The sequence below is a fragment of the Vibrio sp. S234-5 genome, assembly GCF_000960595.1.
In the GTDB taxonomy this organism is placed as follows: domain Bacteria; phylum Pseudomonadota; class Gammaproteobacteria; order Enterobacterales; family Vibrionaceae; genus Vibrio.
Window position 1 is genome coordinate 43,426 of the sequence record NZ_JZAM01000219.1, and the last position, 11,977, is coordinate 55,402.

General features: G+C 46.5%; 13 protein-coding genes and 1 riboswitch. Of the genes, 1 reads left to right on the forward strand and 12 read right to left on the reverse strand.

Annotated features, from left to right (window positions below; genetic code table 11):
- Nucleotides 1–57: 57 nt before the first annotated feature.
- From oppF to moaA, 10 genes are all read right to left on the reverse strand, one after another.
- Complete coding sequence (gene oppF, locus UF06_RS12840; protein WP_045570800.1) at nucleotides 58–1,053, reverse strand: murein tripeptide/oligopeptide ABC transporter ATP binding protein OppF; 996 nt, start codon at nucleotides 1,051–1,053, stop codon at nucleotides 58–60.
- Complete coding sequence (locus UF06_RS12845; RefSeq protein WP_045570801.1) at nucleotides 1,050–2,021, reverse strand: ABC transporter ATP-binding protein; 972 nt, start codon at nucleotides 2,019–2,021, stop codon at nucleotides 1,050–1,052. The genes oppF and UF06_RS12845 overlap by 4 nt, the downstream gene beginning before the upstream one ends.
- A 27-nt stretch (nucleotides 2,022–2,048) precedes the next feature.
- Complete coding sequence (oppC, locus tag UF06_RS12850; RefSeq protein WP_045570802.1) at nucleotides 2,049–2,951, reverse strand: oligopeptide ABC transporter permease OppC; 903 nt, start codon at nucleotides 2,949–2,951, stop codon at nucleotides 2,049–2,051.
- A 15-nt stretch (nucleotides 2,952–2,966) separates the two neighbouring features.
- The gene (gene oppB, locus UF06_RS12855; protein WP_045570803.1) at nucleotides 2,967–3,887 is read right to left on the reverse strand and encodes an oligopeptide ABC transporter permease OppB; all 921 of its coding nucleotides are present in this window, start codon (nucleotides 3,885–3,887) and stop codon (nucleotides 2,967–2,969) included.
- 99 nt (nucleotides 3,888–3,986) lie between these two features.
- Nucleotides 3,987–5,618 carry an ABC transporter substrate-binding protein gene (locus UF06_RS12860; RefSeq protein WP_045570804.1) on the reverse strand — a complete coding sequence of 544 codons (1,632 nt, stop codon included), beginning with the start codon at nucleotides 5,616–5,618 and terminating at the stop codon, nucleotides 3,987–3,989.
- A 530-nt stretch (nucleotides 5,619–6,148) separates the two neighbouring features.
- Complete coding sequence (gene moaE / locus UF06_RS12865; RefSeq protein WP_045570805.1) at nucleotides 6,149–6,610, reverse strand: molybdopterin synthase catalytic subunit MoaE; 462 nt, start codon at nucleotides 6,608–6,610, stop codon at nucleotides 6,149–6,151.
- A 2-nt stretch (nucleotides 6,611–6,612) separates the two neighbouring features.
- A complete protein-coding gene (gene moaD, locus UF06_RS12870) occupies nucleotides 6,613–6,858 on the reverse strand; it encodes a molybdopterin synthase sulfur carrier subunit (RefSeq protein ID WP_045570806.1) in 246 nt (81 codons plus the stop codon).
- Nucleotides 6,855–7,334, reverse strand: coding sequence for a cyclic pyranopterin monophosphate synthase MoaC (gene moaC, locus UF06_RS12875; RefSeq protein ID WP_045570807.1), 480 nt, complete (start codon nucleotides 7,332–7,334; stop codon nucleotides 6,855–6,857). The genes moaD and moaC overlap by 4 nt, the downstream gene beginning before the upstream one ends.
- A 10-nt stretch (nucleotides 7,335–7,344) precedes the next feature.
- Entirely contained in the window at nucleotides 7,345–7,857 is a 513-nt protein-coding gene (moaB, locus tag UF06_RS12880; protein WP_045570808.1) for a molybdenum cofactor biosynthesis protein B, read from the reverse strand.
- Between the two features lie 74 nt (nucleotides 7,858–7,931).
- A complete protein-coding gene (gene moaA, locus UF06_RS12885) occupies nucleotides 7,932–8,921 on the reverse strand; it encodes a GTP 3',8-cyclase MoaA (RefSeq protein ID WP_045570809.1) in 990 nt (329 codons plus the stop codon).
- Nucleotides 8,910–9,048: riboswitch (molybdenum cofactor riboswitch) on the reverse strand. It overlaps the preceding gene by 12 nt.
- 175 nt (nucleotides 9,049–9,223) lie before the next feature.
- Here moaA and UF06_RS12890 point away from each other — a divergent pair.
- Nucleotides 9,224–10,117: a YvcK family protein gene (locus UF06_RS12890; RefSeq protein WP_045570810.1), complete on the forward strand. Its 894-nt coding sequence runs from the start codon at nucleotides 9,224–9,226 to the stop codon at nucleotides 10,115–10,117.
- Nucleotides 10,118–10,179: 62 nt separating this feature from the next.
- Here UF06_RS12890 and luxU read toward each other — a convergent pair whose 3' ends face one another.
- Both luxU and luxO read right to left on the reverse strand, forming a co-directional pair.
- Nucleotides 10,180–10,527, reverse strand: a complete 348-nt coding sequence (gene luxU / locus UF06_RS12895) for a quorum-sensing phosphorelay protein LuxU (protein WP_045570811.1) — start codon at nucleotides 10,525–10,527, stop codon at nucleotides 10,180–10,182.
- Nucleotides 10,511–11,929 (reverse strand): quorum-sensing sigma-54 dependent transcriptional regulator LuxO, encoded by a 1,419-nt coding sequence (gene luxO, locus UF06_RS12900; protein ID WP_045570812.1) that lies wholly within the window; start codon nucleotides 11,927–11,929, stop codon nucleotides 10,511–10,513. The genes luxU and luxO overlap by 17 nt, the downstream gene beginning before the upstream one ends.
- Nucleotides 11,930–11,977: the final 48 nt, after the last annotated feature.

The following is an 11,977-nucleotide window of genomic DNA, read 5'->3' on the forward strand; positions in this document are numbered from 1 at the left end:
CAAAAAAAGCGCGGATCATTACGATACCGCGCTTAAGCCCGTCACAGGCTGAATGGCTTAGATTTCAACGTGCAGACACGAAACCGCGTGAGTATCTGTACCTTGAATGGTTGGTCTGGTTTTAGCACACGCTTCGGTCGCCTGTGGGCAACGCGTACGGAAGACACAGCCTGATGGTGGATTGATTGGCGAAGGCAAATCACCTTCCAACATCTGGATGGTTTTGCTGCGCTCGATCCTTGGGTCAGGGATCGGCACCGCAGACATCAGCGCTCGTGTGTATGGGTGTTTCGGATCGGCAAACAAGGCTTCTGATTTACCTAGCTCAACGGCATTACCGAGGTACATCACCAATACGCGATCGGAGATGTGTTTCACCACCGACAAATCGTGCGCAATAAACACCAAAGAGAGGCCAAGCTCTTTTTGCAACTCTTTCAAGAGGTTGACAACCTGAGCTTGTATCGACACATCCAGAGCAGAAACAGGTTCATCACAGATGATCATCTTCGGGTTCAAGATCAACGCGCGAGCGATACCAATACGCTGACACTGACCACCAGAAAACTCGTGTGGATAACGGTTGATTACGTTGGGCAATAGGCCAACCTTTGCCATCATCTCTTTCACACGATCTTTCACATCTTGCTTAGAAAGCTGCGGGTAGAAGGTTTCTAAAGGCTCAGCGATGATATCACCAACCGTCATACGCGGGTTAAGCGATGCCAATGGATCTTGGAAAATCATCTGCATGTCTTTGCGCGTTTCGCGGCGCTTGACCTCTTTCATCTTGGTCACATCTTGGCCAAGCCAAACGACTTCACCTTCGGTCGCTTGAACAAGACCGATAATGGCACGAGCAAAAGTCGACTTACCGCAACCAGACTCGCCTACCACGCCGAGCGTTTCCCCTTCATAAAGGCGAATGTTCACTCCGTCAACCGCTTTCAGATTCGCAGGCTTGCTCCAAGGCCAAGCCGATTTAGACGCGATGCTGAAATGAACCTTCAGATTTTTAACGTCGAGTAGTATTTTTTTCTCTTGTGCACTCATTTTGTCCAAGCCTCCCAATCAGAAAAACAGGCGCGCTGACGACCATCACCGAATTGCGTCAGAATTGGCGCTTCACGTTTACAGTGATCCATCACGCGATGACAGCGTTCTTGGTATGGGCAACCTGGTGGCAAACGCAGCAAGTTGGGTGGATTGCCCGGAATGGTTGGCAAGATCTCGCCTTCAGTATCAAGACGAGGAATCGCTTTCAAAAGACCTTCGGCATACGGATGAGTCGGTTGATAGAAAATGTCGTCAACTGTGCCATATTCCATTGTACGTCCCGCGTACATCACCAGCACTTTGTCACAAGAGCCTGCAACGACGCCCAGATCGTGAGTAATCATGATGATCGCCGTGTTGAACTCGCGTTTAAGTTCATTGAGCAGGTCCATGATCTGTGCCTGAACAGTCACATCCAATGCGGTGGTCGGTTCATCCGCGATCAACAGTTTGGGGCGACACAGCAGCGCCATCGCAATCATCACACGTTGACGCATACCGCCTGAGAACTCATGCGGGTACATGGTAATACGTTTACGCGCTTCGGGAATTTTTACCGCTTCCAACATACGCACAGATTCTTCGAACGCTTGCGCTTTGCTCATGCCTTTGTGCAGCATAAGCACTTCCATCAACTGATCGCTCACCTTCATATACGGGTTAAGCGACGTCATTGGATCTTGGAAGATCATCGCGATCTGCTCTGCACGCACTTTGTTCAATTTCTTTTCAGGCAAGTTGAGGATCTCTTTGCCCTCAAACTTAGCACTACCTGAAATTTTTCCGTTTTTCGCCAGCAAGCCCATAATGGCAAATACCGTCTGGGATTTACCCGAACCAGACTCACCCACGATACCTAGGGTTTCACCTTGGTTTAGCGAGAAATTTAAATCGTTTACTGCGGTGACGATACCATCTTGCGTGGTAAATTCGACGCGCAGATCTTTGACATCTAATAAGCTCATCATTGCTTCCTTAATCTTTTATTCTACTTATCTGTCTTTTGGATCGAGCGCATCGCGCAGGCCATCACCGACGTAGTTGAAACAGAATAGAGTAATAACCATGAACGCTGCTGGGAAAAGAAGCTGCCAAATAGCGACTTCCATTGTGTTCGCGCCTTCTTGCAGCAAGGCACCCCAGCTTGTCATCGGTTCCTGTACACCTAGACCAAGGAATGAAAGGAAGGATTCTGTCAGAATCATACTTGGGATGAGCAGTGTTGAGTAAACTGCCACGATGCCCAGCACATTTGGCACAATGTGCCGAGTAATAATATTCCAGTTACTAACACCACACACATGTGCTGCTTCAATAAACTCTTTGCTGCGCAAGCTCAACGTTTGCCCGCGCACAATACGTGCCATATCGAGCCAAGCAATCGCACCAATGGCAACAAATATTAGAACAATGTTGCGGCCGAAAAAGGTGACTAGCACAATCACTAAGAACATGAATGGGATTGCGTATAGAATCTCTAGAATACGCATCATAATGCGATCTGTACGTCCGCCAATAAAGCCCGATGCAGCGCCGTAAAGCGTACCGATCAGCACAGCAACCAGAGCCCCCATGATACCGACCATCAGAGAGATGCGTCCACCTACTAGTGTACGCACCAATAGGTCTCGGCCGAGCGCATCTGTACCAAACCAGTGCTCAGCGGTTGGCGCTGCATGCATGGCATACCAATCGGTATCTTCGTATGAATAAGTAGAAAACATTGGCACAAAAATAACGGCCAAAGTAATTAAAGAAAGAATGAACAAGCTGACCATTGCCGCTTTATTGCGCATAAAACGAATACGAGCATCCTGCCATAAACTGCGACCTTCAATTTCTAAGTTCTCAGAGAACTTTTCGATCGCTTCTAAGTTTGCTTTTTTGGTTAACATAATATCCGTGTCCAATTAGTAGCGAATTTTAGGGTCGATATACGCGAGCAGAATATCCACAACCGCATTGAAGATAATAAATAGGAAACCGATTAAGATAGTTACCCCCATAACCAACGAATAGTCACGGTTAAAGGCGGCGTTAACAAATAGTTTACCGATGCCCGGCAACCCAAAGATGGTTTCAATGACGACAGAGCCAGTAATGATACCAACGAATGCCGGACCCATATAAGACACTACAGGCATCATAGCTGGTTTCAGGGCATGCTTGATAACAATGTAGCGATAACTTAAACCTTTGGCGCGAGCAGTACGAATGAAGTTACTGTTTAGAGTTTCAATCATTGAACCCCGTGTGATACGGGCAAAGGTGGCAACATATAGCAACGACATACCAATAACAGGAAGTGTCATATAGTGGAAGGAACCATCTAACCATCCACCGGCTGGGAACCACCCCAGATTAATAGAGAAGATATAAATCAACACGGGGGCGAGTACAAAAGAAGGCATCACCACGCCGAGCATAGCCGTCGACATTATCGAGTAGTCAACCCAAGTGTTTTGCCTTAATGCTGCGATAGTACCGATACTTACCCCTAAAATGACAGTAAATATAAATGCTGCAAATCCAACTTTAGCAGATACAGGCAAAGCACTCGCTATCAATTCGTTTACCGAATAATCTTTATATTTAAACGATGGGCCAAAATCACCTTGCAAGATATTGGTCAAGTAGGTGAAATATTGTTCAGATACTGGTTTATCCAAACCATATTTCGCGTTGATATTAGCCATAACCTCTGGAGGCAGAGGACGCTCAGAAGAAAATGGGTTACCTGGTGCAAAACGCATCAGAAAGAAAGATATCGTGATTAGCACCAACAAAGTTGGAATCGCTTCAAATATCCTTTTTGCAATGAATTTAATCATAAACTCACTCTTTCAGTCTGTGACAATAGAAATTAAAAGACGCTGTATGCGCGCTGCGCATACAGTGTCTATATATTTATAGTTTTAAATGCTCAAGAACTATTGAGCTTTGATGTAAAGATCTTTAGCGTAGATCTTATCTTCCGCGTTACCAGCAGGGTAGCCGCCAACCGTTGGAGATACTAAACGAGATTTTACGTACTGATAGATAGGCGCAAGTGGCATATCACGAGCTAGTAATTTCTCAGCATCAACATATAGAGCTTCACGCTCTGCGTCGGAAGTGGTGTTCATCGCTTTTTCCATCACTGCATCGTATTCTGCACTGTGGTATTTCTGGTCGTTTGAGCTGTTATTGGACTGCATCAGTGACAAGAAGCTTGATGCTTCGTTGTAGTCACCACACCAACCAGCACGAGTTACGTCATATCCACCCGAACGACGTGTATCTAGGAAAGTCTTCCACTCTTGGTTTTCTAGCGCTACGTCAACACCCAGTGTGGTTTTCCACATTGATTGGACCGCAGTTGCAATCTTCTTGTGGTTTTCTGAAGTGTTGTACAGCAGTGTGAATTTTAGAGGGTTTGATTTGTCGTAACCCGCTTCAGCTAGAAGTTTCTTCGCCTCAGCAATACGTTCTTTCTGGGTCATCTTGCCATAAGCAGGCATTTCAGGGTGGAATCCGGCTGTGATTTCTGGGGTCAAGAAATAAGCAGGTTTCTGACCTTGACCAAGAATCGCGTCTGTGATGATGTTACGGTCAATCGCGTAAGACAATGCTTTGCGAACACGTACATCATTGAAAGGTGCTTTCTGGTTGTTGAAGCCATAGTAGTAAGTACATAGGTTACCTTGTACTTGAATCGATTCAGGATGCTCTTTCTTCAGGCGTTTGAAGTGCTCAAGTGGCAATTCGTTTGTGATCTGAATCTCACCAGATAGAAAACGGTTCATTTCCGAGACTTGGTTTTCAATTGGCAGGTAAGTCACTTTGTTGATGACTGTATGCTCATTGTCCCAGTAATTAGAGTTACGTTTTAGCTCCATACGCTCGTTCACAACCCATTTATCTAGAACGTATGCGCCGTTACCTACGAAGTGTTCAGGTTTGGTCCACTGATCGCCCCATTTTTCAACCGTTGCACGGTGTACTGGTTTCACAGTAGTGTGGCCCATCATTTTCACAAAGTATGGAACCGCTGATTCCAATTTGATCTCCAGTGTGTTTGCATCCAATGCTTTCACACCCAAAGTTTCTTTGTCTTTTTTCCCTGCGATGATGTCAGCAGCATTTTCCATCGTCGTCATCTCTAGGTACCAAGAGTATGGAGAAGCGGTTGCTGGATCAACTGCACGTTTGAAGCTGTATACGAAGTCTTCAGCAGTCACAGGATCGCCGTTAGACCATTTCGCATTTTTACGCAGGTGGAAAACAAAGGTTTTGTTGTCTGTTGTTTCCCAGCTTTCAGCCACACCTGGGATAGTGTTGCCAGTTGCATCCTGGTTCACCAAGCCTTCGAGTAAATCGCGAATAACGTTTGACTCTGGCACCCCTTCCGTTTTGTGCGGATCGATAGACGCGACTTCTGTGCCGTTACCACGAACCAGTTCCTGCTTTGCTGCTAGTTTAGTACCTGCTGGAACATCAGCAGCGAAGGAAAGAGTAGAAGTGGCAGCCATTGCCAAACCAGCGCCTAGAAGAAGGGCTTGAGTGATTTTGTTCTTATACATGCATAAACTCCAAGTTTTTCATTTGCATCCATGACTTCTTTGCAAGACACCAGAACGGCCAGTGATTTAGGAATTTTTAGCTTGTTTTTTAAGCAAAAATAGCTAAATAATCGCAAAGATTGCGGCACACATTAGCAATCATTGAAGTAATTTGCCATAAAAATGTAGCAAAAAACGTAATAATCCTTAGGAAACCGCACAATATTAGCACCTTATACTACAGCTTTAGTTTTCAGCAGAAGTTTCTTGACCAGCTCACCAAAACTCGTAGATATAAGTGTCGATAAATCTAAAAATCAACTCCACATCAGCATCTTGTGCTAGATATGTTGCTAAAAATTAACATTTATGACATATGGCGTCTAACAGATTGTGGCAAATATTTTGTCAGAAAAGGTGGTCTTGTGAACAATGTCACCGATTCAACACAGATACAAAAGTGAACTTAAGATCATGTTATTACTGAAAGTGATCGTGATACAAAAAAGCGATGGATGAGACCGAGACCATCGCTTTTCATTGTCTGTTGATTATTGGGGAGAATGCCAACGCTGCGCTGCTTTGCTGTCCGATTCTCGAGATTCCACCCAGCGCGTTTGCTCAGTGGTTCTCTCTTTCTTCCAAAAAGGCGCGTTGGTCTTGAGGAAGTCCATAATAAATTCGCACGCCTCAAACGCCGCACTGCGGTGCGCACTGGACACGCCGACTAGGACAATTTGATCGCCAAGCGCTAGATCACCAACTCGGTGAATCACTCGAACGCCTAATAGTGGCCAGCGTATTTGCGCTTGATCGCAAATCTCACTCAGTGACTTTTCGGTCATGCCCGGATAATGCTCGAGTGACAAGCCAATCACCTTGTCGCCGAGATTCATATCACGCACTTTGCCAACAAAAGTGACCACTGCCCCGGCGGCACTACCCTGCGCTAGATGGGCATATTCTGTGGCGAGATCGAAGTCCTCTAACTGAACAGAAACACGCAAATCCAAGGCTAACCTCCTGTCACTGGTGGAAAAAATGCCACCTCATCACCGTCTTTTACTTCAGTATCCAATGACACAATACTTTGATTAACTGCCGCCAACAGCTTACCGGTTTCCAATGCAAGAGCCCACTTTCCGGTTTGCGAGGCAAGATGAGCGCGAATCGCTTCGACATTCGCAAACGGCTCTTGCAGCTCAACTGAATCCGTGCATACCAACTCGCGGGTTTGCGCGAAAAAGAGAACTTTGATCATACATCCACCTTAAAGTGCCCTGATTTGCCGCCCGTTTTTTCCAACAGCCGTATATTGCCGATCACAATGTCTTTCTGTACCGCTTTACACATATCGTAGATGGTAAGAGCCGCTACAGAGGCCGCAGTCAACGCTTCCATTTCAACGCCTGTCTTGCCCGCCAACTTGCACACCGATTCAATACGAACTTTATTTTCCGTTTCAATGGCTTCGATCTGTACTTCGACTTTCGTCAGCAACAAAGGGTGGCAAAGTGGAATTAAATCCCAGGTTTTCTTTGCCGCTTGGATACCGGCAATGCGCGCCGTCGCGAAGACATCACCTTTATGATGTTGGCCGGATAGAATAAGTTGCAGCGTTTCTGGCGCCATTTGAACCAAGGCTTCTGCCCTTGCTTCACGCACCGTTTCAGCTTTGGCCGACACATCCACCATATTGGCTTCGCCCGAGGCATTGATATGGGTTAATTGGCTCATACTCTCTCCTTTATACACTCAGATGAGGCATAAAGTTGCACGGACGATGGCTGGCATCCAATTGTTGCTTGATAATTTTGCTCCAGCCCGTGCGACACGCACCCGTTGAACCCGGCATGGCGAAAATTACTGTATGGTTGGCAAAACCCGCAATCGCGCGAGATTGAATCGTGGAAGTACCGATCTCTTCATACGATACTTGACGGAATAGCTCACCAAAGCCTTCTACTTCTTTATCAAACAATGGCTTGAGCGCCTCAGGCGTGCTATCGCGCGAAGTAAAGCCCGTTCCGCCAGTAATAAGCACGGCCTGTACGCTCTCATCGGCAATCCACTGAGATACAATGGCGCGGATCTTATACATATCGTCAATGACAATTTTCTTATCGACTATGTGATGTCCAGCTTCCTTGGCGCTCTCCACCAAATACGCACCAGAAGTGTCATTTGCTTCGCTACGTGTATCTGACACGGTCAATACCGCAATATTTGCTGGTTGGAATTTACTTTCAGCGTGACCCATTTTTGTTCACCTTGTCATATCATTTAATCAGTTGTCTGCTCACCCTTTAGGCGGTGAGTTCGAGAAGTTTGGAATTATCCACCGATAGAAGCCAAATGTGGCGTCGCACCGGTGTTGCCTTGTTGGAGAAAGTGGCTGACGGCTTTATTTTTCAATCCGCCTGCAATGCGAGTGATCAGTTCGTCACGTTGCTCGTCACGGTGTAAGAGATCACGCAGATCGACTCCTTGTTCACCAAACAAACACAGATGCAATTTGCCTTTTGCCGATACTCTCAAGCGATTGCAACTGGTGCAAAAATCTTTTTCGTAGGGCATGATCAGACCAATTTCACCCCGATAATCTGGATGAACAAAAACCTGTGCAGGGCCATCATTAGCGGCTTTCACTTTCGGCAGCCAGCCTGCATTGAGTAGTTGAGTGCGGATCACAGCACCAGAAACATGATGCTGGTTGAAGAGTTGGTCCATCTCACCAGTTTGCATTAATTCGATCAAACGTAATTGAATTGGGCGATCTTTTATCCAGCGCAGGAAAGCCGGAAACTCGCGTAAATTTAGCCCTTTCATCAATACCACGTTGACTTTGACTTGCTCATAACCGACATCAAATGCACGGTCGATACCTGACATCACTTGAGCAAATTTGTTCTCACCGGTAATTTGCTGAAACATCCGCGCATCAAGACTATCGACGCTGACATTGATGTGAGTCAGCCCTGCCGCTTGCCACTGCGCGACCTGCTTCTCAAGCCGATAGCCATTTGTGGTCATCGCCACTTTTTCGATACCCGGGGTTGAAGCAATGCTCTCAATGATGGGTAAAAAGTCTTTACGCAGACTAGGCTCGCCACCTGTAATGCGCACTTTGTTTGTGCCGCAAGAGGCAAACGCAGCCACCAGCCGGCGGATCTCTGGGACAGATAAAAAAGACGAAGGCGCTTGCCCGTGCGACTGATAGCCGTTAGGTAAGCAGTAAGTGCACTTAAAATTACAGACGTCAGTCACCGACAAACGCAGGTAATAGAACTTGCGATGAAATGTATCTTCAAATTGTTGCGCCACGGAACACCTTTCCAAATACGGGAGGCGAGATCATTTCCAATGTCGCCCTTGTGGCCTTTTGCCACTGGCTTAAGCTGCTTATCGCAAAACACGACTTAGCAAGTTAAGCTCGGAGTTATGGCACCCTTGATCTAGCAAGATAAGGGTAGCTTTGCCAGATAAAATACTTAATATTTATGGTGGAATCTAGCTCTAGCCAAGAAAAACATCACTAAATACACAATTTACTACTTAGTGAGTATCTGATATGAATCGAATACTCTAAATTGTAGTTGGTTATGACAAAAAATAAGAAGAATTGAATGAACGTACACACTTCCAAAAAGGTCGTCGCAGTGGGTGGCGGCCATGGCTTAGGAAGAGTTTTGGCAGCTCTTAAAGACTTTGGTGGGAACGCGACAGGTATTGTCGCGACTACAGATAACGGCGGCTCAACCGGGCGTATTCGACACTGCCAAGGCGGCATCGCTTGGGGCGATACCCGCAACTGTATTAACCAGCTCATCACCGAACCATCTATCAGTTCCATGATGTTTGAATACCGTTTTAAAGGCAGTGGTGAACTTGACGGGCACAACTTAGGGAATCTGATGCTCACGGCATTGGACAACTTATCTGTTCGGCCTTTAGACGCCATCAATCTTGTGCGTGACATGCTCAAAGTCGAGGTCAATATTCTCCCCATGTCTGAGCACCCGTCCGATCTCACCGCCCTGTCGGTGGAGGGAAAATGGGTCACAGGAGAAACCAACGTGGATGAAATGGCCACCGATTTAAAACGCTTGGATCTTTCCCCAAAAGTGCCAGCCACGAAGGAAGCCGTCGTCGCACTTGAGCAAGCGGATGCAATTATTCTTGGCCCGGGCAGCTTTTTGACCAGCATTATGCCACCTTTACTTTTGCCTGAGCTGGGTAAAGCGATTGCACGTAACAGCAGGGCGAAACTGATATTCGTTGCTAACCTTAGCCCTGAATATGGCCCAGCAGGAAGAATGGATCTCAAACAAAAGCTGGAATGGTGTGAACGTGCTTGTCAAGGACGGAAAATTGATGTCATTCTTGGCGATACTGAACATCCTGATTTAAAAAAACATTGGCATTTCGCGACCCAATCTCTTGCCTCTGCCAACCACGATTGGCGACATGATCGCAATAAATTGCGTTTAGCCATTGAACAGCAACTGATTCAAGCTTAATGGGTAATACACTAACGGCCCATCAAGGGCCGTTTTCGATTCCCATATCCTATATTAGACGCTTAGAACGCTTCGTTTTGCCATCGCTGGTAAGCGTGCTGGGTTTGATGCAAGACATCAATCATTGCTAGCACATCGGTCACTTCGTCAAATGCGTCGTTTTGTTTCGCTCGTCCGTCCAAATTTAGGGCAAAGTCGCATAGAACATCGGCACCAAAACTGGCGGCGCTGCTTTTTAATGCGTGACTGATCTCTTTCAAGTAAGTGATTTTGTCATTGTAAGTGGCATCCGACAGTACCCCGAGGTAGGTCTCAAGTTCGTTAAGAAAGATACCCAGCAATATAGGCACGTTCTCCGGACCTATCTCTTCACCGAGCGAAGCGATTTTCTCTTTATTCAGTAATTCCATCACGGGCCCTGCTCTCTTCTTTTCCATTCCAAGTCTGGAGTTTGCGATAGATAGTCGATGGACTAACGTCCAAGTAACCTGCGGCACGTGGAATATTGCCATCACACGCTTTTATCGCCTGCTCAATCGCCATTTTTTCTGTCATCCATAACGGGTAGATATCTGTTACAGAAACCGGCTCTAACTCTTTGAATAGGCGATTTTCGCTGCGAGCTAACGGTTGATTTAACGGCGGTGGTAACATTTCCATGGTAATTTCCTTACCATTGTTTAGTACTACGATATTACGCAGTACGTTTTGTAGCTGTCGCACATTGCCGGGCCATTCGTACTCATTGAATCGATCAAGTACCTGTGGAGAGAAACGTACAAAGTTTTTACCCTCCTCATGAGACATATAACCAAGTAAAGAATAGGCGATCTCTATCACATCCTCTCCCCGCTCTCGCAGCGGAGGAAGATGCAGTGGGATCACGTACAAACGGTAGTACAAGTCCTCACGAAAGCGCCCCTCTTGCACTTCTTTCCAAGGATCGCGGTTGGTTGCGCAAACAAAACGCACGTCAACACTTTTCATTTTTGACGAACCGACTTTCTGGAACGTGCCTGTTTGGATAAAGCGCAGCAACTTGGTCTGCAAATCCAAATCCATTTCGCACAGCTCATCAAGAAACAACGTACCGCCATCGGCCAATTCTGCGGCCCCTTGCCGGTCAGTAGCCGCGCCTGTAAAGGCACCTTTTACGTGGCCAAACAGCTCACTTTCAATCAAATCTTTGGGAATAGCCGCGCAGTTAATGGCGATGAAAGGCTTGTCACCACGACGACTCGCGGCGTGAATGGCCTCTGCACAAACTTCTTTACCTGTGCCACTTTCTCCGGTGATGAAAATACTCGCTTTGCTGCTCGCCGCTGAGTCTATGGTGCGGTACACCTGCTGCATTTTTTGACTACTACCGATGAAACCTTGGTAATTCTGATTAGCTGGACTGTCAGCTTCATTTTTCAGTTTGCTGGCTTTACGAATGGCGTTATTGACCGTGACCCGCAAGCGGTCTGCTTCACAAGGTTTAATCAAGAAGTCTTGCGAGCCATGACGCATCGCCTCGACTGCAGTATCTATCGAACCGTGCGCGGTCATAAAGATTATCGGGACATCGGGATGACTGGCTTTCACTGCGTGCAGGACATCCATTCCAGTCATGTCAGGCAATCTTAAATCAAGCAGGATCAGATCCGGGATTCGGTGTTTGAGACTTTCAATCGCATCTCGTCCGGTACCAACAATATTAATGTCGATACCCAATGGTGTTAAATAGGATCGGTATAAAGCCGCGACAGACGCAGTATCTTCCACCATGAGAAGGTAACGCGAGCGCGGCGCATCAGTAGTATGTTGCATAATCTAGCCAAGTTTTATTTGTGTTTCGAACAATAATCGCATTGCGCG

Excerpts from the sequence above, each read along its gene's own strand:
- oppF (WP_045570800.1), bottom strand. The coding sequence starts at position 1,053 with ATGAGTGCACAAGAGAAAAAAATACTACTCGACGTTAAAAATCTGAAG.
- UF06_RS12845 (WP_045570801.1), bottom strand. The coding sequence starts at position 2,021 with ATGAGCTTATTAGATGTCAAAGATCTGCGCGTCGAATTTACCACGCAA.
- oppC (WP_045570802.1), bottom strand. The coding sequence starts at position 2,951 with ATGTTAACCAAAAAAGCAAACTTAGAAGCGATCGAAAAGTTCTCTGAG.
- oppB (WP_045570803.1), bottom strand. The coding sequence starts at position 3,887 with ATGATTAAATTCATTGCAAAAAGGATATTTGAAGCGATTCCAACTTTG.
- UF06_RS12860 (WP_045570804.1), bottom strand. The coding sequence starts at position 5,618 with ATGTATAAGAACAAAATCACTCAAGCCCTTCTTCTAGGCGCTGGTTTG.
- moaD (WP_045570806.1), bottom strand. The coding sequence starts at position 6,858 with ATGATCAAAGTTCTCTTTTTCGCGCAAACCCGCGAGTTGGTATGCACG.
- moaC (WP_045570807.1), bottom strand. The coding sequence starts at position 7,334 with ATGAGCCAATTAACCCATATCAATGCCTCGGGCGAAGCCAATATGGTG.
- moaB (WP_045570808.1), bottom strand. The coding sequence starts at position 7,857 with ATGGGTCACGCTGAAAGTAAATTCCAACCAGCAAATATTGCGGTATTG.
- UF06_RS12890 (WP_045570810.1), top strand. The coding sequence starts at position 9,224 with ATGAACGTACACACTTCCAAAAAGGTCGTCGCAGTGGGTGGCGGCCAT.
- luxU (WP_045570811.1), bottom strand. The coding sequence starts at position 10,527 with ATGGAATTACTGAATAAAGAGAAAATCGCTTCGCTCGGTGAAGAGATA.
- luxO (WP_045570812.1), bottom strand. The coding sequence starts at position 11,929 with ATGCAACATACTACTGATGCGCCGCGCTCGCGTTACCTTCTCATGGTG.